21 protein-coding genes are annotated in these 26,059 nt (G+C 39.5%); 11 read left to right on the top strand and 10 right to left on the bottom strand.

The annotated features are described in order from the left end of the window. Positions 1-20 precede the first annotated feature (20 nt). The 4 genes from VGT41_00445 to VGT41_00430 are packed head-to-tail and all read right to left on the bottom strand — an operon-like array spanning position 21 to position 5,289. A complete protein-coding gene (locus VGT41_00445; GenBank protein ID HEV2600740.1) occupies positions 21-956 on the bottom strand; it encodes a GDP-L-fucose synthase in 936 nt (311 codons plus the stop codon). Beyond that, a complete protein-coding gene (gene gmd, locus VGT41_00440; protein HEV2600739.1) occupies positions 949-2,037 on the bottom strand; it encodes a GDP-mannose 4,6-dehydratase in 1,089 nt (362 codons plus the stop codon). The genes VGT41_00445 and gmd overlap by 8 nt, the downstream gene beginning before the upstream one ends. An 11-nt stretch (positions 2,038-2,048) precedes the next feature. After that, complete coding sequence (locus tag VGT41_00435; protein HEV2600738.1) at positions 2,049-3,092, bottom strand: sugar phosphate nucleotidyltransferase; 1,044 nt, start codon at positions 3,090-3,092, stop codon at positions 2,049-2,051. Positions 3,093-3,135: 43 nt separating this feature from the next. Next, a complete protein-coding gene (locus tag VGT41_00430; protein ID HEV2600737.1) occupies positions 3,136-5,289 on the bottom strand; it encodes a bi-domain-containing oxidoreductase in 2,154 nt (717 codons plus the stop codon). Positions 5,290-5,568: 279 nt separating this feature from the next. On the opposite strand from VGT41_00430, the gene VGT41_00425 reads away from it, so the two are divergent. The 4 genes from VGT41_00425 to VGT41_00410 all read left to right on the top strand — a co-directional run bounded on the left by VGT41_00425 (position 5,569) and on the right by VGT41_00410 (position 10,816). Next, positions 5,569-7,035 carry a glycosyltransferase family 2 protein gene (locus VGT41_00425; GenBank protein HEV2600736.1) on the top strand — a complete coding sequence of 489 codons (1,467 nt, stop codon included), beginning with the start codon at positions 5,569-5,571 and terminating at the stop codon, positions 7,033-7,035. Between the two features lie 71 nt (positions 7,036-7,106). Beyond that, on the top strand, positions 7,107-7,670 hold the full coding sequence (locus VGT41_00420) for a LemA family protein (GenBank protein HEV2600735.1): 564 nt from the start codon (positions 7,107-7,109) through the stop codon (positions 7,668-7,670). 7 nt (positions 7,671-7,677) lie between these two features. Then, positions 7,678-9,393, top strand: a complete 1,716-nt coding sequence (locus VGT41_00415) for a DUF2207 domain-containing protein (GenBank protein ID HEV2600734.1) — start codon at positions 7,678-7,680, stop codon at positions 9,391-9,393. After that, positions 9,383-10,816, top strand: a complete 1,434-nt coding sequence (locus tag VGT41_00410; protein ID HEV2600733.1) for a hypothetical protein — start codon at positions 9,383-9,385, stop codon at positions 10,814-10,816. Before VGT41_00415 ends, VGT41_00410 begins: the two co-directional genes overlap by 11 nt. A 27-nt stretch (positions 10,817-10,843) precedes the next feature. Here VGT41_00410 and VGT41_00405 read toward each other — a convergent pair whose 3' ends face one another. After that, positions 10,844-12,337 carry a hypothetical protein gene (locus VGT41_00405; protein ID HEV2600732.1) on the bottom strand — a complete coding sequence of 498 codons (1,494 nt, stop codon included), beginning with the start codon at positions 12,335-12,337 and terminating at the stop codon, positions 10,844-10,846. A 310-nt stretch (positions 12,338-12,647) separates the two neighbouring features. Between VGT41_00405 and VGT41_00400 the strand changes: the two genes are divergently transcribed. After that, positions 12,648-13,142, top strand: coding sequence for an HIT domain-containing protein (locus VGT41_00400; protein ID HEV2600731.1), 495 nt, complete (start codon positions 12,648-12,650; stop codon positions 13,140-13,142). A gap of 102 nt (positions 13,143-13,244) precedes the next feature. Here VGT41_00400 and VGT41_00395 read toward each other — a convergent pair whose 3' ends face one another. After that, entirely contained in the window at positions 13,245-15,212 is a 1,968-nt protein-coding gene (locus tag VGT41_00395; protein HEV2600730.1) for a hypothetical protein, read from the bottom strand. Positions 15,213-15,330: 118 nt separating this feature from the next. Then, complete coding sequence (locus tag VGT41_00390; GenBank protein ID HEV2600729.1) at positions 15,331-16,257, bottom strand: hypothetical protein; 927 nt, start codon at positions 16,255-16,257, stop codon at positions 15,331-15,333. Positions 16,258-16,501: 244 nt separating this feature from the next. Between VGT41_00390 and alaS the strand changes: the two genes are divergently transcribed. The 3 genes from alaS (at position 16,502) to VGT41_00375 (ending at position 20,183) form a co-directional block, all read left to right on the top strand. Then, entirely contained in the window at positions 16,502-19,096 is a 2,595-nt protein-coding gene (gene alaS / locus VGT41_00385) for an alanine--tRNA ligase (GenBank protein ID HEV2600728.1), read from the top strand. A gap of 32 nt (positions 19,097-19,128) precedes the next feature. Next, entirely contained in the window at positions 19,129-19,377 is a 249-nt protein-coding gene (locus tag VGT41_00380) for a hypothetical protein (protein HEV2600727.1), read from the top strand. 332 nt (positions 19,378-19,709) lie between these two features. Next, complete coding sequence (locus tag VGT41_00375; GenBank protein HEV2600726.1) at positions 19,710-20,183, top strand: hypothetical protein; 474 nt, start codon at positions 19,710-19,712, stop codon at positions 20,181-20,183. A 57-nt stretch (positions 20,184-20,240) separates the two neighbouring features. On the opposite strand, the gene VGT41_00370 is transcribed toward VGT41_00375, so the two are convergent. Continuing rightward, on the bottom strand, positions 20,241-21,452 hold the full coding sequence (locus VGT41_00370; GenBank protein ID HEV2600725.1) for a hypothetical protein: 1,212 nt from the start codon (positions 21,450-21,452) through the stop codon (positions 20,241-20,243). Between the two features lie 131 nt (positions 21,453-21,583). Between VGT41_00370 and VGT41_00365 the strand changes: the two genes are divergently transcribed. Further along, positions 21,584-21,970, top strand: coding sequence for a hypothetical protein (locus tag VGT41_00365; GenBank protein HEV2600724.1), 387 nt, complete (start codon positions 21,584-21,586; stop codon positions 21,968-21,970). Positions 21,971-22,010: 40 nt separating this feature from the next. Continuing rightward, positions 22,011-22,685, top strand: coding sequence for a hypothetical protein (locus VGT41_00360; protein HEV2600723.1), 675 nt, complete (start codon positions 22,011-22,013; stop codon positions 22,683-22,685). Positions 22,686-23,102: 417 nt separating this feature from the next. Here VGT41_00360 and VGT41_00355 read toward each other — a convergent pair whose 3' ends face one another. Both VGT41_00355 and VGT41_00350 read right to left on the bottom strand, forming a co-directional pair. After that, complete coding sequence (locus VGT41_00355; GenBank protein ID HEV2600722.1) at positions 23,103-23,636, bottom strand: Nif11-like leader peptide family RiPP precursor; 534 nt, start codon at positions 23,634-23,636, stop codon at positions 23,103-23,105. 189 nt (positions 23,637-23,825) lie between these two features. Further along, positions 23,826-24,569 carry a hypothetical protein gene (locus VGT41_00350; GenBank protein ID HEV2600721.1) on the bottom strand — a complete coding sequence of 248 codons (744 nt, stop codon included), beginning with the start codon at positions 24,567-24,569 and terminating at the stop codon, positions 23,826-23,828. A 136-nt stretch (positions 24,570-24,705) separates the two neighbouring features. Here VGT41_00350 and alr point away from each other — a divergent pair, with 136 nt between their 5' ends. Then, the gene (alr, locus tag VGT41_00345) at positions 24,706-25,890 is read left to right on the top strand and encodes an alanine racemase (protein ID HEV2600720.1); all 1,185 of its coding nucleotides are present in this window, start codon (positions 24,706-24,708) and stop codon (positions 25,888-25,890) included. The last annotated feature ends 169 nt before the right edge of the window (positions 25,891-26,059 follow it).

Genomic DNA, 26,059 nt, shown 5'->3' with positions numbered 1-26,059 from the left:
CTTTTTACTAAAAAACAATATTACTCAAAAATCCCCGTCTTTAAACACCAATCATACGTTTTCTGTATCCCTTCGGCTAACGATGTCGCTGCAGACCAACCAAGCTTATGCAGCTTCTCAACATTAAGCTGCTTACGTAGGGTTCCATCAGGTTTTGAAACATCATACACAATCTGCCCTTCATACCCAACAATCTCTTTAATAATGCAAACAAGATCTGCAATCATCAGATCCTGTCCTGTGCCAATATTAATAATCTCATTACCTGAATATTTATTCATTAAAAAAAGACACGCATCAGCTAAATCATCCACGTATAAAAATTCACGATACGGCTTTCCTGTTCCCCACACCACAACCTGCTCTGCTCCAGCTCCCTTTGCATTATGTATTTTTAAAAGAAGCGCTGGCAATACGTGTGATGTGTGTACATTAAAATTATCATGAATCCCATATATATTTGTTGGCATACAAGAAATAAAAGAGGTGCCATATTGACGGTTATATGCTTGACACATGGTAATACCTGCAATTTTAGCAATTGCATATGGTTCATTAGTGACTTCAAGTGCACCGGTCAAAAGATACTCTTCTTTAATCGGTTGAGCACACGCGCGGGGATAAATACATGAAGAGCCCAAAAACAGTAATTTTTTAACCGCTGATTGGTATGACGCATGAATAACATTTGCTTCAATCATCACATTTTCATATATAAATTCTGCGGGGTACTGAAAATTTGCTTGAATGCCTCCTACTTTTGCCGCTGCTAAAAAAACATATTCAGGGCGCTCAGATGCAAAAAAATCTTGCACTGCTTGCTGATGACACAAATCAAGTTCACCACGATCTCGCACAATCAGATTCGCGTAACCAGCAGATGATAGGGTTCGCATAATCGCGGAGCCTACTAATCCGCAATGACCGGCAACATAAATTTTTGCATTTTTATACATTATTATACAGATCAAAATAGTGTTCTTTGCTCTGTGTATCGCCATGCGTATATTGCTTACAATCATGCGCAACCATCTCTGCAACAAGCTCTTGAAAGGTAACCGTTGGCTGCCACTCTAATATAGACCGCGCTTTTGCTGCATCACCACACAAATAATGTACTTCTGCGGCCCTAAAATAATGCGGATCGATACCAATATATTTTTTTCCCGTTTTTACATCGTATCCATACTCATCTTTTCCAGCACCTGCCCATGCAATAACAATTCCAATCTCTTTAAACGCCGATTCAACAAACTGCCGCACGGTATGTGATTGCCCCGTTGCAATAACGAGATCATATGGCTCTTCCTGTTGCATCATCAGCCACATTGCATATACATAATCGCGTGCATGTCCCCAGTCTCTGCGAGCATCAAGATTGCCCAAATATAAAACCTGTTGATCTCCAGATACAATAGCTGCAACCGCTCGACTAATTTTACGCGTTACAAACATATGCCCACGTCGCGGCGATTCATGGTTAAATAAAATCCCATTACACGCAAACATACCATATGCTTGGCGGTAATTCTTTGTAATCCAATATGCATATAATTTTGCCACACCATATGGAGAGCATGGCTGAAATGGGGTATTCTCATTTTGTGGCATTTCACACGCATTGCCAAATAATTCACTCGTTGAAGCTTGGTAGAATTTTGTTTTATACTGCAACCCTGCAATGCGGATCGCTTCTAAAATACGCAGCGTTCCTAAAGCATCGGCCTGCGCTGTATATTCTGGAGATTCAAAAGAAACTTGCACATGACTTTGTGCAGCAAGATTATATATTTCATCGGGAGCTATTTTTACAATCAAATGCACAAGATTAATCGCGTCTGTTAAATCACCATAATGTAAAAAAAAACGATGGGAAAGTTGCCCATCTGTGCTTTTAAGTAAATGATTTATTCGGCCGGTGTTACTAGAAGAGGAGCGACGTATCAAGCCATGTACTTCATATCCTTTTTCCAGTAATAATTCTGCCAAATAAGAACCATCTTGGCCGGTTACACCGGTGATTAATGCTCGTTTCATACACCACCTACTTACAAATATTCTTGCTGATTTTCTTGCTTAAGCTGATGTACCAACATTTTAACTTTTTCTGATTGTCCTCGTTTGGTAATAAACAGTACATCATCAGTATTAACTACACATAAATCATCTACGCCAATCAAAACCACTCGTTTTCCAGAACTGCTTACCAAATTATTATCTGCGTTAATGGTAATAACCTGCGCATTTTCCTGCTGTTTTTGCTGTAACAATAAAAACGTTTCAATGTTACCCACATCATACCAATTAATAGAAAGTGGTAAAACAGCAACACTATGACTTTTTTCAAGTATTGCTCGATCAATAGAAATATAGGGAAGCTGTTTATACCTATAGAGATCGTGGTTATTTTCAAAATAGTGCTGCATACAACTGATAACATCAGACGCATGCCTTATGAACTCTTGTTCAATCACAGCAACTGATGCGCATAATATGCCAATATTCCATAACACATCCTCTTGCGCATAATAGTTTTGTGCAACCGCAAGAGAAGGTTTTTCAATAAATTCAGATACTATGTAGGGAGCTATACCTTGTTTTTTATACGTTATATATCCGTATTCAATAGCAGGATGTATAGGAGGCACACCAAAAATGGTAAGTACATCATATTGCGCTGCATAATGTATGGCATGTTCTAAAGAAAGGGTGAATAAGGGAATATCTGATTCGAATATAAATGAATCTGCTGGAAAAAACATAACGATTGCATGTGGCTCCTGCTGTTTTATTTTCAAACAACTGAATAGCACTGCAGGAGCTGTATTACGAGATTCCGGTTCAACCCATACCGCGTCAACCAGATGGCCAATATGTTCCTCAATAACCTCTGCATGTTGCTGCGTGGTACTAACAATCACTTTTTTTTCAAAAGAAATATGTGCAATACGCTCAACTGTTTTTTCGAGTAACGTCAAACAGCCATCAATCGTAAGGAGCTGTTTTGGTTTTTTTTGACGACTCAAGGGCCACAGCCGTTCTCCGTCGCCTCCTGCTAAAATGACGCAATACAGTACACGTGCTTGATTCATTGTTTATCCATCATTTATCACCTTCATCACTGCATGTGACAGATTATAATGCTTGTGTCCCACCGCCTTCACACGCAAGCCGATCAATAATTAAAGTTATCTGCGCAACGGTACGTAATCTATCAACACTAATAGGCGGAACAAAAAATTCTTCTTTAACCTGTTTAAAAAACTGATTTAGTAATGTTGCATACCCTTTATCTGGCTCTTCAAGCAGTTCATCAAACGATTTCGGTAAACCAAATCCTGTTAAATAATCATAATCATCCATCACAATTGATTTAGAATCAAAGAACAGTTCCATTCGCTCTTTGCCCAAATCTTTATGTCCAAGAACGGTATACAATAATGAGCAAATGGATCCATCAGCAAAGCTAATCTGCGCACTAAAATTATCTGTTGGAAACAAACTGGTATTACCTGCGTGCAATACTTCTACAGAAATTGCTACCGGTTTTGCTCCTACCAAATAATAAAACAGATCAAAGATATGACATGCTTCACCAATAATACGTCCTGCTCCTAAATCTGTTTGCGCCCACCGCTCTTTCACATTCATACGATACTGAATCGCCAACGGTGTTTTTCTATTTTGAATTGTTCGTTTTATTTTTTGTATAAATGGAGAAAACGATCGACTATAATCAACGCAAAATGGGATTTGTGGATGCTTTTCTATAAATGCCATAAATCGATCTAATTGGTCAAAATCAGTCACCATTGGTTTTTCAAGAAAAACGGCTTTACCATTTTTAAGAGCATGTAATGCTTGATCGCAATGAAACTTATGCGATGATGCAATAACTACAACATCAACAAGGTCATCATTGAATAAATGCACATCTTCTACCAACGTTTTTGCTGCGCCATATTTCTGGGCAACATACAATGACATAGCAACATTTTTATCCACAACAACGTCAATGCTTACCCGTTTTATTTTTGCAATAATTGGCATAAGCCGTACCTGCGCAAGCTTACTAGCACCAACAAGTCCAACACGAATAGTATCTTGTACTGCTGGTACAAATCGTATTGGGCTCTGCTGCACTCTTTCTCTAACCGCTGGCTGAATTTTTACTTTGTCACCATCCTCAGCCCCATAACATAGTACAACACCAAGGCACTCTTTTTTTGCCAAAAGTTCATAGGCTTGCACCGCATCTTCTATACCTATTTGTGCATTAATCAATGATTGAACGTCAACTTGTTTTCGTTCAATAAAGTCCACAAACGCCTGCATGTTTCTATTTTCTGTCCACCGCACATAGCTATAAGGATAATCTTGCCCCTTCTGTTCATATTCGGGGTCAGAACTTCCCGGGCCAGATGCATGAGATACCAAAAAATCAATTTCTTTACTACAGAGTAAATTGCGTTCAAAGGTAAGGCGCACATCGCCTACTAATACAAGACGCCCTTTTTTACGTGTTATAGTAAGCGCTTGTTGCATAACGCTATCTGTATTATCAGTATGCGATGCAGCAGTAATCATCGTGACATCAACACCCTGAAGATTTGTGTAAAATGCTATCTCTTTTTGCACATCATCCCGTCCTGCATGCAGTACAACATCTGCACCTAACTTTTGCGCAAGCGCTAATCGCTCATCAGAATGATCAACGCCAATCACAATACATCCTGACTGTTTTGCAAGTTGCACGGTAATCTGTCCTAAAAGCCCCAAGCCGGCCACGCAAACATATTCACCCAACTGCAATTGAGCTCTGCGTATTCCTTGTAATGCAATAGAACCTATTGCAGTAACGCTTGCAGAAATTAAATGCTGTTTACCGCGCACACGAACTACTAAGTTCTCTGGAACACAGACAACATCTGCATGATATGCGTAATCCACTCCTGCACATGCAACAAGATCTCCTGCTCGTATTCGTGTAACTTTTTTACCAACAGCAATAACCTCTCCTGAACAGGAATATCCTAACGACTGAAAGTCGCCGATATTCAATTTTGGCTCTTCTATATTCTTAATAACCAGCGATTCTAATAATTTTTTAATTTTTTGAGGTACATTGGTAACAGATAAACGCTGAGCGCTGTTTACAATAGCAGCAAGCTCTGCATCGGTACTAATAAATGAATAGTGCACCGCAACTAATACTGAATAGTCATCAAGAGCTGGTCTACTGACTTGCTGAAGAACCACGGAACCTTTTTGTAAAAATACTTGTCTCACAAATTATCTCCCCACCTACTGACATGATAATCCTGCGCAACAAAAGCTACTGTACTCTTTTTTATTACATTAAGACCTGATGGAATATCGGACAATTCCATTGATGTACTCCCTAAACAAAATGTTCTCTGCCTGCGGGATAAACATAACATATCGCCTATAGTTGGCAAGAAACTATGAAAATTAAAACAGAACTCAACCACAACTTTGCTGATAGACAACAGTCTTAAAATCATAGTAACTTCTACCTAAAGTTCAGTCGATAAAAAGGAAGTGCCCATGAAAACATATATACCATTACTCAGCCTATTTTTCTTAATTTTTGCTCCTCATATTAACGCCAATACGCCACAAGAAACGTTGCAAGAGAAAGATATGGTGATCGTAATCGCATCATACAATAATAAAGATTGGTATATAAAAAATCTTGATTCTGTCCTCTCTCAAGAATATGATGCATATCGCGTTATTTATATAGATGATTACTCTCCTGATGGCACCGCGCAATTGGTACAAGAATACATTGATAATCACCCAGAAGGACATCGCGTCACCCTCATAAAAGGGCACGAACGACGAGGGGCGCATGCAAACATATACCGTGCAATTACTGCATGCAAAAACCATGAAATTGTTATCATCGTTGATGGCGATGACTGGCTCTCACATTCTCGTGTATTAAAAACAATTAACCAATATTACGCTGACGAAAATGTTTGGCTTACGTATGGGCAATATCAACGATATCCTGCTAACACCATTGGTATATGTCGTGCAATACCACAACAAGTTATTGCCACAAATCGTTATCGCGAATACCATTGGGTTACTACACACCTTCGTACGTTTTACGCGTGGTTGTTTAAACAAGTAAAACTCAAAGATTTTTTGTATCAAGGGCAATTTGTTCCGTCAGCTGGTGATCAGATTGGCATGTTTGGTATGCTTGAAAAGTCTGGTGGACGATTTGCATTCATACCGGAAGTTCTTTATCGGTATAATAGAGCAAATGTTATAAACGTTGAAAAAACAGGTCACGAAAATGCACAATTACAACTCGATCTTGCAAAATATACCCGTAAAAAAGAGAAATATACTCCTCTAGCAAACGAACAAACAGATTATCTTGATTCTTTGCATGATGCGACTGCAGATGTCATTGTTTTTTCGTCAGAATCACCGGAACAACTGCATCAAACTATACAAAATATACACAACTCAATTACCGGTGTCGGAAATATATATGCGGTATCACAAACAACAGATTTTTCTACTCCAGAATATCAACAGGTACAACAAGCATTTGCTAATCTCTATTACATAGATACGAACAATAACAACAGCCGTCTTGCTGCATTTTTACAACCCGTTTTTGATGCCCCTGCTCACTATTTACTACTGACTACCGATAATGATATCATTACAACATCAATTAACATTCCCAACTGTGTACACGCATTAGAACGCACTGCAGCATATGGATTCTTTTTCAATAAAACAAAAGCATCATCTACTGATACAAACTATTTCTTTTTATATGACAATATCTATGCATGGCAATTCACTGATTCTGACGCGCACAATGATTACTCCAATACCATACATACTACATTGTATAGAAAAGCAGATCTTTATACGCACGTTGCAAAAATGAACAGTTTAGATATGTTTCTTTCACAATGGACCAAAAAAACGGTACCAACAGAAGTAGGACTGTTTTATGACATCAAACCCGCACAACTATAATCAATAACACATTGACCTCACCATTGATCATGCTACGATTACATAATATTTAATTTAAAAGGAACTACTCTATGGATACCACCATTCTCTTACTTGTTATCGCAGGAATTATAGCTATTATTGGCCTTTGGGCAATATCTACCTACAACGGACTCGCACGGCTTTATGTATTAACCGAAGAAGCGTGGAGTAGCATCGACATACAGCTGAAGCGTCGTTACGATTTAATCCCCAATTTGGTTGCAGTAGTCAAACAATACAGCATCCACGAACAATCGGTATTGGAAAACATTACTAAATTCCGTGCACAATCAATGAATGCTACCGGACCAGAAGGTAAAGTTGCAGCAGAAGGACAACTCGCTGGCGCTCTTAAAACGCTCTTTGCGGTTACAGAAAACTATCCACAGCTCCATGCTAACACCAATTTTCTTGCCCTACAAAAAGATCTTGGTGCGATTGAACATGAAATACAACTATCGCGCCGCTATTACAATGGCACCATTCGCAACTATAACGGTGCTATTATTGTATTCCCCGCATCACTGATTGCAGGTATGACAGGAATGCATAAAAAACCATATTTTGAGCTCGATAATTCAGAAGAACGACAAAACGTAAAAATACAGTTTTAACAGCAACATGAGCATCAAACATTTATTTATTTTTTTAATATCATTCTGCTCTGTGTACAGTTACGGCCAACACGAGCAGATTTTATCATTTCATGCTGATATCACTATTAATCCGAACGCAACTATTGATGTAGTGGAAACCATCTCGGTATGGAGCACTGGTAACCAGATTAAACGAGGGATTACCCGAGAGTTTCCAACCCGCTACAAGGATCTATTTGGCAACAACGTCATCATCACTTTTACACTCAAAAGTGTGTATAAAGAGGGGCAACCGATTGCCTACGCGCTAAACAACAAATACAACGGTATCATTATCGACTGTGGCGATGAGACATTCATAAAAAAAGGTCAACATACTTACACCATCAGTTATAACGTAAATAGACAAATCGGTTTCTACCAAGACTATGATGAACTTGCTTGGAATTTAATTGGTCACAATTCTGATCTCCCCGTTGCTCACGCAAGTGCTCGCATCAATTTCCCCCCAAATATTTCTCTCAATGATGTAGAAACTGATGGTTTTACTGGCCAAATGGGATCAAAAGAAAAATATTTCAGTGTAGAAAAAGAAACACATTCTGCACTATTTACCATCACCACACCATTGGGTCCATCACAAGGATGCACTATTGTTGCAGTATGGCCAAAAGGGCTTATCGATGCTCCCACCTGGCAAACGCTCTGGTGGTATTTTTTTGCGGATAATCTCTTTTTATTATGGGCGCTGATCGGATGGGTACTGCTCTGCTTTTTCGCAATACGTCAATGGTTAAAAATTCGTCGACTACAACAACAAGAAGTGATAATCCCTTTGTTTTACCCACCGGATAACATCTCTGCTGGTGCTGCACGATATATCATGAAGAAAAATTTAGACGCAAAAGGCTTTTCTGCTGAAATTGTCGACCTGGCAGTGCATGGACTTTTAACCATTGAATATACTGCAACTGACAGTTACATGCTTATTAAAAATACAGACACTTCCAACAACCATCAACACAAGCTCCTCTGCTCACTATTTCCTAAAAAAAATCGTTTGCATGTAAAAACACAAAACAGCATCGTTCAAGCTAGTATTAGCAAATTGGAAGATACCTTTAAGCAACGCTTCAGTGCTTTATTTAGCTATGATGCATCTTTTGTTATACACACTGGTATCGCTGCTGCAATCGGCATATCCGTGCCATTATTCATGCAATTTCATATGCTCCTCCCGTATGCTCTGCCGCTCATACTATGTATAGTATTTGTTCTTTTTCACTTTTTACATAAAGCGGCAACGCTCTACTCCCCTGCGGGTAGAAAAACGAATGCCGAACTTCTGGGATTTAAGATGTTTTTAGAAACTACCGAAGGGGAACGGATAAAAATAATTGGCACGCCACCGACTAAAACGCCAGAACTATATGAACAGTATCTTCCCTATGCAATTGCGTTTGGCGTTGAAAAAGCATGGTCAAAACAATTTGCACCATTATTTACAAAACTAGAACAAGAATGCACTCCATATAGACCAATCTGGTGCTATAACAGATCTCTCGATCATTTTAATACACAAGCATTTGTATCCACATTCAGTAGCTCATTTAACTCTGCAATTTCCGCATCGATAAACCCGCCGGGATCAAAATCAAGTTTTGGTGGCAGAGGCTCTTCTGGTGGAGGCGGGGGCTTTTCTGGCAGTGGCGGAGGTGGAGGCAGAGTGGGTGGCCGATAATAAATTACTTATTTTCATTATTGCTTTTTTAGTTCGCGCAGGAACATTTCAGTTTTTTATACAACATCAAGAACGTTACCGACAACCTGATAGCATGGATTATCATATCTGCGCATTGGGCATATCGTTGGGCACCGGCATGCACCGTGTTGACACAAAAGAACCCATTTTCTGGCGCACACCTGGATATCCAGCATATCTTGCAAGTTTTTACACATTATATGGCATACGCAGCACTGCTTTTAATAAAAACGATCACGCTCAAAAAGCGGCTCTTTGGTTGCAACTTTTCTTATGCTCGTTTATTCCCTTCATTATTTTTTTACTTGCCTATGTTCTTACGCAATCACAAAAAATTAGTGTTATCGCTGCATGGATTGCGGTGCTTCATCCCGGCATGATCTTAGCAAGTTGTTTTTTGCTGACCGAGGGACTTGCTATGCTTCTCTTTTATCTATTTTTGCTCTTTTTTTATAGAAGCTTTTCTCCTTCAAATAATTGGTCGCTCTATATTGTTTTTGCTGCCATTACGTTAGGATGCATGACTTGGCTACGCCCAATGGGCGAATTCGTTGCAATAATAAGCAGCGCACTTTTACTGTGCATAGGCCAGACGATCTGGAGACAAAAAATCAAAAATGCTATCTTATTCCTTTCGATTTTTTTTATTGCTATCAGCGGCTGGTATATCCGCAATTATAATCTCACCGGTCAGCTCTTTTTCTGCCCACTCTCGGGCCCTTATTTGAATGCGTTCATTGCACCAAAAATTTTACGCGATCTCCATGGAACACCACTTGCACACTGCATTAAGTCTACTCATGAACAAGCAGTTTTGGCGGTAGAACAAGAAGAAAAGACATCAATCGATTCACGCCATGTCATCGTTAAAGAACGTATATGCAATAGCATTGCATGGCCAATAATTATTGCGCATCCTTTTTCAGCTGCGTACCATTGGATAAAAGAAGTTTTAAAAACAACATTCGATCTGTATAGCTACCAACTTGCCGCTATTGCAGCAAACCGATTTCAACGCGACCCAATAGAAGAATTTCTTTTTACAAAGACTGCTGCATGTTTATATGCGCAACCAATGCCACCATGGATGCGTATTGTTGCATGGATTGAGCTTTGTTATGCCGTGCTTATCTGGATAGGACTCATAATAGGATTATTGATTGTTATCACTCACTCGTTCTTGCAGAAAAAAAAGGTATCGTTTGATCTAAAAAATGCTCAAGAACTTTGGATAAAAACAATCCCTCTCATTGGAGGGATTTTATTCATGACCGGAGGATTTGGATATGCTCGATTACGATTACCCGTAGAACCATTGCTTATTATATTGTCATTACAAACGTGGCATTGGTTATTTTCATACATTTCCCATGCCAGACATTATAGAAAAAATCAGCTATAACAAAATATGATGTTTGGATACGTTATACTAACGAATTCGATGCTGCTTATCTTTCTTAAAACCTTTATTCTTTGGCCAATCTCCAAACGGTTTTAGACCCGCCAGACGCCTAGATGCTCCTACGCGTTTTCGAGCTAATTTTTTACATTGATCTGCATTCTCTTGCGCTTGAGGTTGCTCCTCTGCATCTTGCTGTTGTTGCGGTGATCCTTGTTCTTTTTTTTGCGCTTCTCGTTGCTTTAACCGTTTTATTTTCTTTTGAACCACAGTTTGTTCCGCGATTAGTCGCTGCTCTTTTTTCTCTAATTCAGCTACAGAAGGTTCTGCTTCTTGCGGTACCTTGCTGAATGCACTGCTGCTAGAAACAGGAAACTGCTGCGCTCGCAACATTTCTTCTTCACACTGTTGTCGCTGTTCTTCCTCTAACATTGCGGTGACGTTAGGATTTTTTGTCTTTCTCCTATTTAGAGCACGTCTTTCTGATTCTGTTTGATGATGGTCAGAAAAAGTAAAATATCTATATTGGTACACCTTGCGTTTAGCCTTCTTCAATGCAACACGATGCGCTTTTACTGCAGCAAGATACTCTTGCGATGCACGCTTACTATCAACGGGCAATTGATCTTTTGACAACATATTCGGCAGCATCGGTTTCTCAACCATCTCACATTTAGCGTCCTCATCAATTTCATCATCAAAAGCCATAGTAAGCGGTGTTGGACATGGCGTTCTTGTTGTAGATGCAATGCTCGGAGTGGCAGCAGGAGGACTTACTAGCATACTATCATCCTGGAAGTTTTGGTCAGATAAACCAGATGATGGACGTCTGCGCTCGCCATGACCCCCTAAAAGTTCAGCCACCATCTGCGGAGAATTAAAAAGCAATAAGAATGAGCGCAACGCATCTCGTTCCTCTAGATCTACACGCGCAGTAAATTCATCTTGAGAAACTACAACGCGAGAACGCGGTTGCATCACCGGCGCCCTCTGAGGAATCATATACATACTATCATCCTGGAAGTCTTGGCCTGATAATCCAGAAGATAAACCCGGTGATGAGATGTCAGAGTAGGTAGTTGGAGAAACAGAAGGTTCTCTATGTATTGGTGACAAATCGGGAGACGGCATTGACGTTATCGACATCGCACGTTCAGAACGAGCCCGAGCAAATGGTGATTGCGCTACCGGTGATAAAGTTTCAGACGATGAAGATGCATCAGAAAATACTGATCTTTCAAGTGCACGCGCCGCAATAGCAAATGCAAGCGACGCAGCAGCAAACTCATCTCGAGAAACGATAACACGAGAGCGTGGGCGCCCTATTTGATGTTCTCCAATTGGAGGTGCTGGTGGAATCTCATCAGAAGCCATCGCGTGATTAAAAAAATGAACGAGATTGCCACCGTGCGGTTGTCGCCGCAAGTGTCGTGATGATACTTCAGGGCCTGACATACCTTTTACGTCAGAACAAAAAACAACAAAATACAATAACAGAAAACTTGCCGCACTTCGATTTAACACTGTAAAATCCTATAAAAATAATTAAAATTACACAATATGACATGAATTTGAAATCATTATAATACAGAACCTATTCCATTGTAAGCATTAATTGAAACACAAAAGGCAACAAAACAAACCAGTTGTTACAATGTGAATGCTTTGGTAATAAAAAATTATATCCAAAGACACATGTCACCCATGCTTGCACAGATAAAAAAAGAAAATTATTAACTCTGCTACTTTTTTTATTTATAAATCAAAACAGTATTGCTAATTATTCTGGCACACTTTACACTTCTTAAAAAAACAATTCTTAAGGGTATTGAAAATGAAACGATTATATGCACCATGGCGAGATGGCTATACAAAAACACAAAACAATTCAACACCTTCGTGCCCTTTTTGTGTGCAACTTCAAGATAATAACAACGAAAAAAATTTTATTTTAAAACGATTTGAACATACCTACATATTACTCAATTTATACCCCTATAATGCAGGGCACATACTGGTCCTGCCATTGGAACATGAAGCGGACCTGAGCAAATTATCAAAAGAGACTCGTATTGAGTTAATGGAAATATCAAATGCAAGCCTTGCCGTTCTTAAAAATATACTTAACCCTGAAGGGTTTAATATTGGGTTTAATATCGGAAAGTTTGCTGGTGGCAGTGTGCCCACACATCTGCATCAACATATTATTCCCCGCTGGTCAGGGGACACCGGATTTTTATCCGCTATCTGCGACACACGCGCAATATCTGTGGATTTGAAAAAAATATATTTGCAACTACTGCCTGCATTTACCGCAATGACTTTATAACATTACACTGCTTGCATTGTGGCATCTATTTTGCTGCAAAACAGAATCCCATAACAAATAACATCATTCCATACACAATGGCACTATATAATCCATATTTCTTCATAACAAACCTCCAATACTTTTATCTCTTGGTGTGCCACTCTGACGATATCCAAACTTCTCTATCAATTCCCTATACATATCTGGCTCAATAAACTCTTCCTTTTTCAAATAGTGATCACGCGTAAATCGTTGCGTCCGCACCGCAAATTCATCTCGATTTACTACATCCATGGTGTATATCAACGCATCACGTTTTACAGCTGCGCAAACAATATTTTCATATGCTATATAGGGATCTGAAAGCCATACAACATCATATCCATGACGACGAAATCTACGCGCTATTTCTTGTCCTACTGCTCGCGTAATCGGTGCATCACTGTAATTTTTTATAATTGATTGATACAGACGTACACCACCACTTTCTGTAGCCATATTGGTATACATCTGTGCAGAGCCACAGGTAAGTAACGGAATATACATAACATTGTTTTGTGCAAAAAGACCTTCATTACCCCATGCAACCTTGTATTTTGATGAACTTCTGACTACTGTTATATCATCCAGCTCTTTAAGATCCATTTCTTGTGTTTGTACATCCAGAGCACGTTGCGTCTCAATCAGCGCAACCCCCTCAGCTTTCAAATAACTTGAAACTTTATGCACCCCTCCGGCATCCACCAACATCAAAATATCTATCTGATATTGAGGGTTTTTTTGTACAAAATCTACATACTCTTGTGCATTGTCCCAGATAGTGACATGAATACCTCGATTTATATGTGCCAGCTTATTCTGCACGGTCTCTTTTGACCAACTATAATTTGCGCCTATAGCCTTTTCAAAAATCGATTGCGCGACAGCATTTTGTAAAACATCATGCGCAACATCTTGTTTATCTTCTATCTGTTGCACAATACGCTCTTGCGTCACATCAGCTGCACCTTCTTTCAAACGATTACGTTTGCCTTCAAGATCATCCAACAGAGCCGTAATAGCAACTTGGTCTTTAATGTCCAAATCAATTACATTAATATCAATATTATTAAAGCCTTGATGCTGTAACCCCGATATCACCAAAAAATCCATAAGCAGCTGTCCTGCCGCTAATGAACTGTACACTATCCGTTTATTTTTATCTGGATGCCGTTTTACCGTATCTTTAATCATATGAACTGCCAACGCTATACGTTTTGCAAATGGCGCCGCTGAACATGAACACCAATTAAGATCTGAATCCGGTACATTAGAAAATAAAAATTCTCCTAATGAGCGTGCATTCACTATTTCTATTGCCACCTGCTCATCGTTAAATCTATGAGCAAGCGCCATAAAATAGTCTGCTATAAACTCTGCACGCATACAAACCTGATTCTTAACATCTGTTGCTTCGCTCATGCCCATAGCAAAATCTTGCGAAATAAGAGTATTTAATTTTTCTTGAAAATAGTTCCAATCAATTGCTATTGCTTTAGGCACGCGTATTCGTGATGCAATCCTCTGTAAATCCTCTTCTAACACTACCAATGAATCTTGCGTGCAATTATCAGAAAAATCTTTAATCTTCTGACCGATCTCCGAAAAATACTCTTCAAAATATTCAAAATATTTTTTCTGTTTTGTTACATCATCAGCAGCACGAAACAACGTAAAATCTTGCTTACTCGCTTGATCTCCATATACTGCAAATGATCCTAATACCTGTTCAATAATTTCACGTTTATCAGACAGCTCTGGCATAAAACGTGATTGATCAACAGCCTGCTTTAACAGTTCTTGCATAACCGCTTCTCGTGTACCATATTGTGTTATTACGCTCTGATCTATTGATCGCAATAAAAAAAAGTATCCCTTCCAGATATCATGAATTGCCATTTCCAAAACGTTATCATCTAAATTTTTTTCATCGCCATAATGAATACTTTCAGCCCCTGTTCTTTTTTTGATATCCATTGCAGCTGCACAATGACTGCCGGTTGTAGAGATAAGAAATCCAATAGCTATACTGTATAAAAGATTCTTCATAATAAACCCTTGCCTCAATTCGTTATATATCAAGCAAAATGGCGCAACACTTTACAATATCGCGCCATGTCAAAACCCCACGAAATATTTTCTAATACATACTCATACGTTTTTGCATTTAAACTGCTCCTACCGGAGTTGAGTCTTCCTGTTCATTTTCAAATGAAGACCAGTCAAAATTTTCGAAATTCATTTCTTCTGTTGGTGATGCATCAGTAGGCATCTCTGACGACATACTCACTTCTGACATAGATTCTTCTGGCATAGATTCTTCTCGCATTGCTGACTCAGAAGCTGGTTCTGTGGATACAGACCCTTCTATTGCCGTTGATTCTTCTCCTGTTCCTGTTGAAATCGTTTCTGTTGTCGCTTGCGTATTCATTTCCGGCATTGTCTCTGTTACTAATTCTGTTGTAGTTACAGACTCTGGCATGCTTATCCCTGGTTCTTCTGTCGGCGCTGGAGAATAACTTTGATATCTTAATTTACATTGTGACTCTGTTAATGTTGGAATTTCTGCTTGCGGTACTTCCATTGTAGTAACTTCGCCTGTTGGCATAGAAGGTGTTACTGCGGTTGTTGTCGCTTCCATTGTTGAAACTTCTGGCGCAGGCATTGCTGACATTTCTGAACTGCTAACCACTTGAGCTGAAACATCCATTGGTTCTCCTGCTACGACTGGTGCTGGATTTGGCATTGCCGTTACTTCTGGCGCTCCAGTTGGCATTGCCATGGGCTGTGGAGCTGCTGGCATCGCTGGAGCCGTCGGCATCTCAGGCAAAGCAGTTTTATACTTCCGCACTTCACCGTAATTCTGCATGTCACTCGCTGCCACTTCAGGAGTCACAACAGGACCCTTTGGCAAATCTTGTGCCGGCGTACCGGTCGTTGGCTGCATAGCCGGCTGCTGCATTGGCACACTTTGTGGCACTACGGCAGTTTGCGTCATAGTTGTATCTCCGGCTGTTGCCTGTGCTGCAAAGTTCTTACCCACAAATAGCATAGCCACCGATAAAACAGGCGCTAATAACAATATTTTTTTCATATTAAAACTCCTTCCTAATGATTTAACGATTCCATATCAATAGCCCCAATCAGGCATACTTCTTATTTATAATATAAGGTATCATATTCAAACTGAAAACTTCAATAAAAAGATTATTTCTATAAATAATCCTGATAAAGATGATGGCAATACCCAACAATTGCCTACACGCATAAATAGGATTATTATGAGAAACGAAAATACATATATTCTCTTTTAAAGAGTAAAAAACAGGAATCTCCCTATGAATTCAACTGAAATTCGCCGTCGTTTTTTTGATTTTTTTGTGAAAAATGGTCATGAAAAAGTAGCCAGCTCATCATTAATTCCTGCCCAAGACCCTACTTTGTTATTCGCCAACGCAGGCATGAATCAGTTTAAAGATCTTTTTTTAGGCCTTGAAAAACGAAGTTACTCTCGCGCAGTAAGCATACAAAAATGTGTACGAGCAGGTGGAAAACATAATGATCTTGATAACGTAGGCTTTACCAAGCGACACCTTACTTTCTTTGAGATGATGGGGAATTTTTCATTTGGAGACTACTTTAAAATAGAGGCTATTCAGTTTGCGTGGGATTTTTTAACAAAAGAATTGGGCCTCCCGGTTGATAACCTTCACGTCTCTGTATATCTACATGATCAAGAATCGTACGATATTTGGAACAACATGATGGGTGTACCAACAGAAAAAATTCACAAACTAGGAGCAGAAGAAAACTTCTGGCAAATGGGAGACACTGGCCCTTGCGGCCCGTGCACTGAAATCCATGTCGATCGTGGACCAGGCTTTGGATGCGAGCAACAATGCAGTCCAGCATGTGATTGCGATCGTTTTTTGGAAGTGTGGAACGTTGTCTTCATGCAATTTGAACGTCAACCAAACGGTACCGACAAACCACTTACACAAACAGGGGTTGATACCGGTATGGGCCTTGAACGTATCTGCTCAGTGATGCAAGACAAAGACTCGGTGTTTGAAACCGATTTATTTGCTAACATCTTGAAAAAAATAGAAGAATTAACCGGCGTTATATACGAAAAGCAAACTGCTCAGACAAAAGCCGCTTTTCATGTTCTTGCTGATCATATTCGCTCCTCATCATTCTTGATTGCTGATGGATGCGCCCCTTCAAATGAAGGACGTGGCTATGTACTACGCAAAATTATTCGCCGTGCCGCTTTATTTGCTCAAAAACTTTCCGATAAAAATATCTTCCCAGAATTATCGCTCGTGGTTGTTGAAGACATGCGCGACATTTATCCTGAACTTAAAGCAAATGCTACTCATATCTATAAGCTTCTGAGTAGTGAAATAGAAAAGTTCTCTGCTAACTTAACCCGCGGAAGAGCGATTTTAGAACAATACTTTATTCAAAACCAAGACACAAAAATTATCAATGGTGAGCAGACCTTTAAACTGTATGACACGTTTGGATTTCCGATTGAGCTGATTCATGTAATGGCCCGGGAGCACGATTTTACCGTAGACACTGATGCGTTTGAAGTGCAAATGCAAAAACAAAAGGAACAGTCTGGTAAAAAAACAACTGATGAACTTGACCATATCGAATTTGATACTCCTATCAGCAGTCAGTTCACGGGTTACCAAGAACTAGAGACAGAATCAACTATTATTGGATTAGTCCACAACAACGAATCGGTGATAGAAGTGCCAGCAGGAGAAACATGCTGGGTGATCGCTGAACAATCTCCATTCTTTATTGTTGGTGGTGGACAAGTACCTGATAATGGTTGGTTAAAATTCAATAATCTGCAAGCCGAACTGCTCCACGTAAAATTTATTGGCAAGGCAATAGCAGTACAGATACAAACACCGACAGCACTTACTGTTGGTATGCCAGTAACTTCAATCGTCAACAAGCAGCTTCGCGTAACGGCAATGAAAAATCATACTGCAACGCACATGCTTCAATCGGCGTTAATCGAAATTTTAGGAAAACAGATAAAGCAATCCGGTTCTCTAGTACATCCTGATTATTTACGATTCGACTTTACCTATCACGAAAATCTCAGCCCAGAACAAATCGAACAAGTCGAAAATCGTGTAAACGAAAAAATCATGGAAAATATTCCAGTAACTATCGAATATAACACGATGAAAGAAGCAACCAAGCGAGGCGCTCTTGCCTTCTTTGGCGATAAATACAATCCAGAACAAGTACGCATCGTTGGCATTGATGATTATTCAGTGGAACTATGCGGAGGAACGCACGTACCAGCTACGGGTGTTATTGGTGCATTTAAAATTACCGATGTTACCGCACTATCGGCAGGACATCGCCGTATTTTTGCAGTAACTGGTCCCAAAGCGCTTGAATTATTCCAACAAAGCTTTTCAACGGTAAAAACATTAAGCCAAGAATTTAAAATTAAGCGAGAACACGTGCTCGATGCTGTAGAAAAGCAACAAGAGCATATTAAATCACTGGAAAGCAACATCAAACAACTGAGGAAACAAAACCTTAAAACGCAGCTCCCTGTGTGGTTACAAAGTAGTGAAACCATCAATGATATTCCGTTCTTGTTTTTACACCTTAATGATGTAAGCGCTGAAGAGCTCAGAGAAATTGCTGGACAACTCACTACTGCACAACCAGGTTTTTACTTTTTGATTTCTGCAAATGCCGCAACGTCATCCTTCATTGCATCGCTATCTGCAAAGCTTGCTGATGCTGTTGATATGCAAAAATTTGGCTCGTGGCTAAAAGAAGCGCATGGACTACGTGGCGGTGGTAGTAAATCGATGATCCAAGGTGGTGGTGGCAGCTATGACCCTATTTTGAAAACAACGATGATTGAATGGATGAAAAAACAATAAACAATGAAAACCTACCAATTGAGGATATACTTATGAAAAAACTGATGATAATATTCATGGTTTTACTTATTAAACCAACGATACTGTTTTCAGCAAACCCACAGGGGCTCCCTGCTGGCCAAGGACCTGCGCTTTCTGGAAAGCAGACAGACCGTATCCTAGCCGGAAAAAAAATACATATCCACGGTACAGGATATTATGTAAAACGCCCAGTTAAGCCGACAACAGTACGTGATAGATTAAGGGCAGAACTTGCCGCAAGACAGAACCAACAAGGGTGATTAAAACCTGACCAGTTTTTTCTACTTACAATCATTTGGGGAGCAACCGCTCCCTTTTTTATATCCGCCTCTTTGCTCCTCTGCTACCCCTTTTCCCCCTTAAAACTCTTTATTTTTACGTGGGTTCAATCTAAAAATGTTTTTTTTCATATCTACAAAAGCCTAACAATAGGAGCAAAAGATATTGCTCCCCGTCGTTGCGAGCCTGCGTGGCAATCCAGGCTTCAATAGTTATGCTTCGAAAGTTGATTATAGAAATCGTATGGGTTATTTTCGTGGGCATTGCTCTGCAGACCTAGGCCGTGTGAACGAAATTTACGTTGAAGAAAAAGATGTCGCGTCCAGTTGGACGCGCGGATTCTGGCTTGATCGACCAAGCAGCCGCCACACCCTTTTTCCCACAAACACATACCAATGCTTTACAAGGCTACCTTGATGATCTTCAACGCGTTGATCTAGAGAAAGATGATGCCATAAATCGTATTGAGAACATTACACGGCAGGCGGAACAACGCTTTCAGGATGGCCAAAAAACTACAGCCAATACATTGGGTGTTTCGGCCCTTGAAGCTGCACGAGAAAAACAAAATCTTGCCACTCAAATGCCCTACTTCCCCGACGCACAAAAAGAAATAATCGAAGAACAAATTAAAAAACTTGAACAAACAAATGTATCAGGCAATGAGCTCATACAATTTATTAATGAGGCGAATAAAATAATCGACGATGCATTTGAGGCCGGAAGAGCGATCAATAACCAAGAAGCGATCATGCAAAATTTACCGACCGGTGCAGGAAGTATATAAAAAATATGGGGAGCAATACGCTCCCCTCTTTCATGCGGTTATTTTTATTTGCACGGTTTATCTCTGAACAGAGTTTTGCGCTTGTAATGTTGCTAGTTGCTGCCGCACACCAGCCTTTGTTAATTGCACTTGAGTATACGTCTGGCGCGCAGCCCTGCCTAATTGAACCGCTCCCTGTATACCCAACATGTATTGCATTCCTGTCGCCACTCGACGTGCTAATGGGATTCTGCTGATTGCAGGTCTTTGCCTTACATACTGCAACACTCCTATACCTGCAGCACTCAATGCAACATTCGATTTGGGCAAGTTTTCATATGTTGTGTGTAAAATATTTGAAAGAGAACCCGCATTTTTTAATTGGCCATTATAATACAATAACAAATGTCTAACTGCAGGATTCTCCTGCTCTTCATCTGCTGGTTCCCCGCCATTATGCTCATTTTGTTGAGATCCTTTAACCCGCTGTACGCTTTCTTCTGACGTAGTGGTATCAACGCCCGACTCTTTTGAACCCGTTTTCTTAGATTCGCTCGATTGCTCACCATAATCCGCAGTTGCTTGCTGCATTGCTAAGAATCTGCGTAAGGGCGCATCATCACTTTCAACTTTTTGCGTCTCACGTTGACCAGCCCCATCCCCTAAAGCGTCTTGCGCAACCGTATTTTTGTTTCTGCTTTCTGCTGATCCAGTATTTCCTGTTAGCTGCAATAGACTCTGCGTTTCTTTTTGTAATGGCGATGTGTTTCCCATACCTATTACACACCCTTCGTCATTAGCTTCTTTTTTCTCAGCTTCTTCAGCTTTGCTTGCAATACTGGCTGCAAGATAATTCAGCTTTCTCTGAAGCTTTTCTGCATCAAAAGAAGGATGAACCCTTTGTTCTTTGCGAGGTCTATACCAGCTTTTTTTAAGATCTTGAACAGACTTCAACATCAGTCCAGCTCCATTTAAATGCCAACGATCTTTTGTTTGTTGCGTCTTGTCTGCTTGTATTTTAAGCTCATGTTGCTTATTCAACAGCAGAGTCTCCACTTCATCATACCATGTCTCAAAAGTTTCATGTTCTGAGATGGAAGAAGCAACGGACACAATTAGAGTTGTTTCTATATGCCTCCTTACAGAATCATCCGCAGGATTTTGAAAAAATAATTCTAACAGTCGCAGCGTCATGGATGATCGAGTATCTGTTTTTTTTTGTTGCTTATCCATCGCGTGAAGATGTCCTGCAACAAGCAGTACTGCCAAAATTAACTTTGTATATTTCATGCTATGCCCTCTTATCTGATCTTAAATAATAATTACACTTCTCAAATTGTTATAGATAATAAAGTATAGCGTTATTTATTGCTGATATATATACTTTCTTTCTGTCAGAAACATTACCCCTAAAGGAATTTATGACTTTTTTTACACACGCTCTCTTATCATTCATATTTGTTATTGCACCACAATATATAAAAGCGACCATGCCACAAAGCGCAACCGTTGTTCTCGATTTTTCGGCCTATACAATTATGCAACCAGAATTATACACGTATCAATTATTCTTACCTCCTAATACCATGGCACCACAAAGAGCAAAAAATATAAAACTACTACATCCAAAAAAAATTTTTATTCCTACTGTTTTATTCGACTCTCATCCAACAATGGTATATCCTGCTTTTTTAGTACGATACAGAAAAAATGAATCTTCAAAAAAACCGGTGTCTTCGATAGAAATACCACTGACCGCACAGATGCGTGCATTGTCTATCCATCTTTGTAAGCCAAACAAAAAATAATAAAAACCAAAATAATAATATTTAAAAAAATACATCTATCATGAAATATACTTTTATAACGCATATACTCATCACCTTATTAACATGCAATGCCAGTTTTTTATTTTCAGCCGACCCCAGAAAAGAAAAAAGACTAAACCGTTTACAAAACCGACTTGAACTAAACAAGGTAACTAACGAGGCCGAGCGCGAAGCGCATGAAATAATGCAAAAATTGGTACCTGCAAAATTATCAAATGAGTTGCAACAACAGGTGATTTATTTTTACCGTTTAACCTGCAGCCACCCAAGCATTAAAAATAAACCACGTGGACAACACTGGCCTGAGGCGTTTAAGATACTCCGCGGCATAAAAAGTCCGGAAGAAAAAAAACTGTTTCTCAATGCACAAGACGCATTTTTAAGATGGAACGCGCTATGTAACGCAGCAGGACGCGGAACTATTAACGACGTGAAAACCCTTATACCACATTATGAAGAATGTGGTATTGATATTACAGCCATACGAGCCTTTGATGGTAAAAATTTATTAGAAATTGCCCAGGAACAAAGCGCACTTCACCCCGGACGCAAAAAAATTATACAATTTTTTAAACCTCTTTTTCCAACAGCAGAAGAAATACCAGCTATAGATCTTGATGCTCTCAATCAAGATTTACAAGAATGCCTTACCGTTGTATCACAAACAGCGGCAAGAGAAGAAGAGCAAAAGTAGTAAGTTTCTATCTATGTAAGGGCTTCCACAAATAGCAAAAGATCTGATCTAGTTTGACTTCTCAAAAAATTGGCAGAAAAATTAACGGTAAACCTGGAAAAGAGATATGAACTGAATTCAACTAAAAAAATCTATATTATTTTTACGCCATATTTGAAAGCTAACCAGAACAAGAACCCCACGGTCGTCGTCGCGAGCCGCCATTGGCGTGCGTGGCGATCCAGATTAATAAAGAAATATTTAGATGAATACAATTAAGAATGACCTATTTTGTAGCGCTCAAACTGAGCGCACAATTGCCTGGATCGCCACGCATACGCTCGCGAAGACGATCGGGAGTCAACAGCTTCTTACAATCTCCAACCATTGCAATATTTTGCAATACATTAATCCACCAACTAATTTTCGAATAAGCTCTTAATGTGCGCCACCAGAAGCCACTGTTTCTGCTTTTTCATCATTAAGCTTCATGATTTGTATAGCCATATGTTTAAGCAGATCAATGCTTGCAACCTCATAGCCATATTCATGTGCTATGTTAGCAACGCTTTCATAGGTTTTGGCAGCAAGAAGCTTTTGCTGTAGTTCTTTATCTTCTTTTGCCTTACCAACAAAGAGATCTAACGATGGCTCAAAAGATTGAACGGTACAGCCCCACTGTATTAGCTCAAGTATCCAAAAGCCTGCATTGTCCAACCATCCTTTGCCAGCACGACCCCATTGCGCACCTTTTTTTGATTTATTACCTGCCACTAAATTTTCTAATTCTTCAGAGGGTAAAGTTAACACTCGCCCAACCTGCGCACGAAGAACATCAGCCCCTGTAACGCTAAAGCCCATTTCATTTGCAATAGTAGCAACGTCACTGACTTCTTTTGTGACAAATAGCCGCTCTTGTAACGTTTTATCTGTGGCAACGACGGTAAAAAAATCATTAAGCGCTTGTGACATCTCATAACCTCATATAAAAAAGATAAAGAATAAGTTGATAATGGGTATAACTTTATCAAAGTTTTGCGTCAGCAACAAATTGCTGGTGAGTACTATGCAGAATACAAGGGCGAAAGAAGAAAGACTTTATAGAATAAGGAACTACCCATAAAGTCTTTCTTCTTTTGTAAAAAATAAAAAGTAACACAATCAAGCTGGAGCAACACCCGTATTCGTGCGCCGGTATATATACACTGGTGAACCATCTTCCCGCGACCACGTCATCGGCAATCGCACCTCTTTTACAAATTCCATTCCATGTTGTGCATAATTCGGTAACTCTTTTAATGAAATAATACGCGCACCCGGTTGCAGCTTAGAAAATTTAAGCACCAATTGCTCTAATAATTCTGGGGGATAACAAGTGGAACACATATAAATGATCGTTGCGTCATCTATATCAAGCTCCAACATATCGCCGTGGCACAATGCAAGCGCTCGACCTTTTTGCATTATATTGCTCTGCGTACATCGCTGCATCACCTTTTCTGCTTTAGCATGACGCGTTGGCGATAACTCTATTCCCACTACTTTTTTAACCGGCGTATTTAAATATACCTGGACCGCCATCTTACCAACACCTGATCCAAGATCATAAAATATATCCTCTGGACCAAATGCAAGCTCTGGATCTTGCAGTAAAGCTTGCGCTGAATCGTATAGAATTTCGCCGTAAATGGATGTCTTTTTTGTGTAATTTTTTTCAATTAAAGCTCGTTCATGCTCCTGTAGCGGGCCGCCTCCTTTGATGCCTCTGTACAACTCTTTTTCGATAAACCGTTTATTTTCAGCAATATTAATGGCAGGTTTTTTATGCATTACATAGACTGCAACCCCTACTGAACCTACAACGACGCTTCCTGCTAACGCACACAACCAAATCTTTTTTGACATCTCTATACTCCTTATCCGTTTTCACATACACTTACTTTTAATCAAATAATACAAGATTGATAGTTTTCATTATAAATAAAATTTTCAATCAATAATGATATAATTATAAATAATAACATTATACCAGATTTTAAACATGGAAAAAAAACATATATCATGGATAGAATTAAGCAAATCTGCGTTTAATCATAACATTACTTTGCTACGAAAAATAATTGGCGCAACGGTGAATCTTGCCATCGTAATAAAAGGTAATGCCTATGGTCATGGAACCGCAGCAATTGCTCAATTATGCCAAGAAAATTCAAATGTTGACTGGCTTTGCACGGTATCGCTTTCTGAAGCTGTCTTTATACGAGAGCTAAAAGTAACCAAGCCAATCATTGTCCTTTCATTTATAGATACAAATCCCATTGATGCAATTCATCATAACATTGATCTGATGATACAAGATATGGCAACCCTAAAAATGGTCCATGATCATGCACAAGCAATAAGCAAATCAATTAATATCCATATCAAAATAGATACTGGGATGTCCCGCCTTGGCTTTACTCCTGCAGAGTTCCTTGCAAATATTCATACCATTCTTGCTCTACCATATATAAAAATCAGAGGCATATCATCACATTTTGCAGAAAGCAATAATCCTGCCAGCGATTTTACACCACAACAATTGCAAGAATTTAACGCTCTTCTTGAAGAATTAAAACGACAAAATGTCGAAATTCCACTACACCATATCGCCAATTCTGCTGCAACGATCTCAACACCAGCGGCACATGGTAATTTTGTACGCATCGGCGGCGCTGCATATGGATTGCTCCCAAAAATAAATAATTATTCTTTTATTCCGGTTGCTACATGGAAAACAACCATCAGCTTTATTCGTACCATTGCAGCCAATGAGCATGTTGGATACGATAGAACCTATACAACAGCACAAGAAACTAAAATTGGCATCTTACCGGTCGGTTATTACCATGGCTATCATCGTAATTTAAGTAACATTGGATCAGTGCTTATTGCTACTGCTGATGGACAGCAACACTATGCGCCCATTGTGGGAAGAATTTGCATGAATCATACATTGATTGATGTGACGCATATAGAAAACATACAGATCGGAGACGTAGCTGCTTTGCTTGGAGCACAAGAAAAAATACATCCTTTGACCATTGCAACGCTTATTAAATCCTATAATCCACGAGAAGCGGTAACGACTATTAATCAAACAATTGAACGAATTATAAGCCCCGAAGAAACTGATGCGGCGACTTCTATTCAACAGAGAGAAAAAGTAGCTGAACAAATAGTTTGAAGTGGATTCGATGTAAGAGCCAGATAACTATTATGTCGCGCTCAGATTGAGCGCACGAATTCTGGATTGCCATACTCCGCCTTACGAAGTTTGATACGCAGTTTAGCTTCGAATGGCTCCTATCATGGCCCTTCATAGCTAACCGAAGGTTGCGTAGTAGGGCTACGCT

The sequence above is a fragment of the Candidatus Babeliales bacterium genome, from assembly GCA_035944115.1.
GTDB lineage: Bacteria > Babelota > Babeliae > Babelales > Vermiphilaceae > DASZBJ01.
Note: the sequence above shows the minus strand (reverse complement) of the source record. Positions and strands in the feature narration are given on the sequence as shown.

Excerpts from the sequence above, each read along its gene's own strand:
- VGT41_00445 (HEV2600740.1), bottom strand. The coding sequence starts at position 956 with ATGTATAAAAATGCAAAAATTTATGTTGCCGGTCATTGCGGATTAGTA.
- gmd (HEV2600739.1), bottom strand. The coding sequence starts at position 2,037 with ATGAAACGAGCATTAATCACCGGTGTAACCGGCCAAGATGGTTCTTAT.
- VGT41_00435 (HEV2600738.1), bottom strand. The coding sequence starts at position 3,092 with ATGAATCAAGCACGTGTACTGTATTGCGTCATTTTAGCAGGAGGCGAC.
- VGT41_00425 (HEV2600736.1), top strand. The coding sequence starts at position 5,569 with ATGAAAACATATATACCATTACTCAGCCTATTTTTCTTAATTTTTGCT.
- VGT41_00420 (HEV2600735.1), top strand. The coding sequence starts at position 7,107 with ATGGATACCACCATTCTCTTACTTGTTATCGCAGGAATTATAGCTATT.
- VGT41_00415 (HEV2600734.1), top strand. The coding sequence starts at position 7,678 with ATGAGCATCAAACATTTATTTATTTTTTTAATATCATTCTGCTCTGTG.
- VGT41_00400 (HEV2600731.1), top strand. The coding sequence starts at position 12,648 with ATGAAACGATTATATGCACCATGGCGAGATGGCTATACAAAAACACAA.
- VGT41_00395 (HEV2600730.1), bottom strand. The coding sequence starts at position 15,212 with ATGAAGAATCTTTTATACAGTATAGCTATTGGATTTCTTATCTCTACA.
- VGT41_00390 (HEV2600729.1), bottom strand. The coding sequence starts at position 16,257 with ATGAAAAAAATATTGTTATTAGCGCCTGTTTTATCGGTGGCTATGCTA.
- alaS (HEV2600728.1), top strand. The coding sequence starts at position 16,502 with ATGAATTCAACTGAAATTCGCCGTCGTTTTTTTGATTTTTTTGTGAAA.
- VGT41_00380 (HEV2600727.1), top strand. The coding sequence starts at position 19,129 with ATGAAAAAACTGATGATAATATTCATGGTTTTACTTATTAAACCAACG.
- VGT41_00375 (HEV2600726.1), top strand. The coding sequence starts at position 19,710 with ATGTCGCGTCCAGTTGGACGCGCGGATTCTGGCTTGATCGACCAAGCA.
- VGT41_00370 (HEV2600725.1), bottom strand. The coding sequence starts at position 21,452 with ATGAAATATACAAAGTTAATTTTGGCAGTACTGCTTGTTGCAGGACAT.
- VGT41_00365 (HEV2600724.1), top strand. The coding sequence starts at position 21,584 with ATGACTTTTTTTACACACGCTCTCTTATCATTCATATTTGTTATTGCA.
- VGT41_00360 (HEV2600723.1), top strand. The coding sequence starts at position 22,011 with ATGAAATATACTTTTATAACGCATATACTCATCACCTTATTAACATGC.
- VGT41_00355 (HEV2600722.1), bottom strand. The coding sequence starts at position 23,636 with ATGTCACAAGCGCTTAATGATTTTTTTACCGTCGTTGCCACAGATAAA.
- VGT41_00350 (HEV2600721.1), bottom strand. The coding sequence starts at position 24,569 with ATGTCAAAAAAGATTTGGTTGTGTGCGTTAGCAGGAAGCGTCGTTGTA.
- alr (HEV2600720.1), top strand. The coding sequence starts at position 24,706 with ATGGAAAAAAAACATATATCATGGATAGAATTAAGCAAATCTGCGTTT.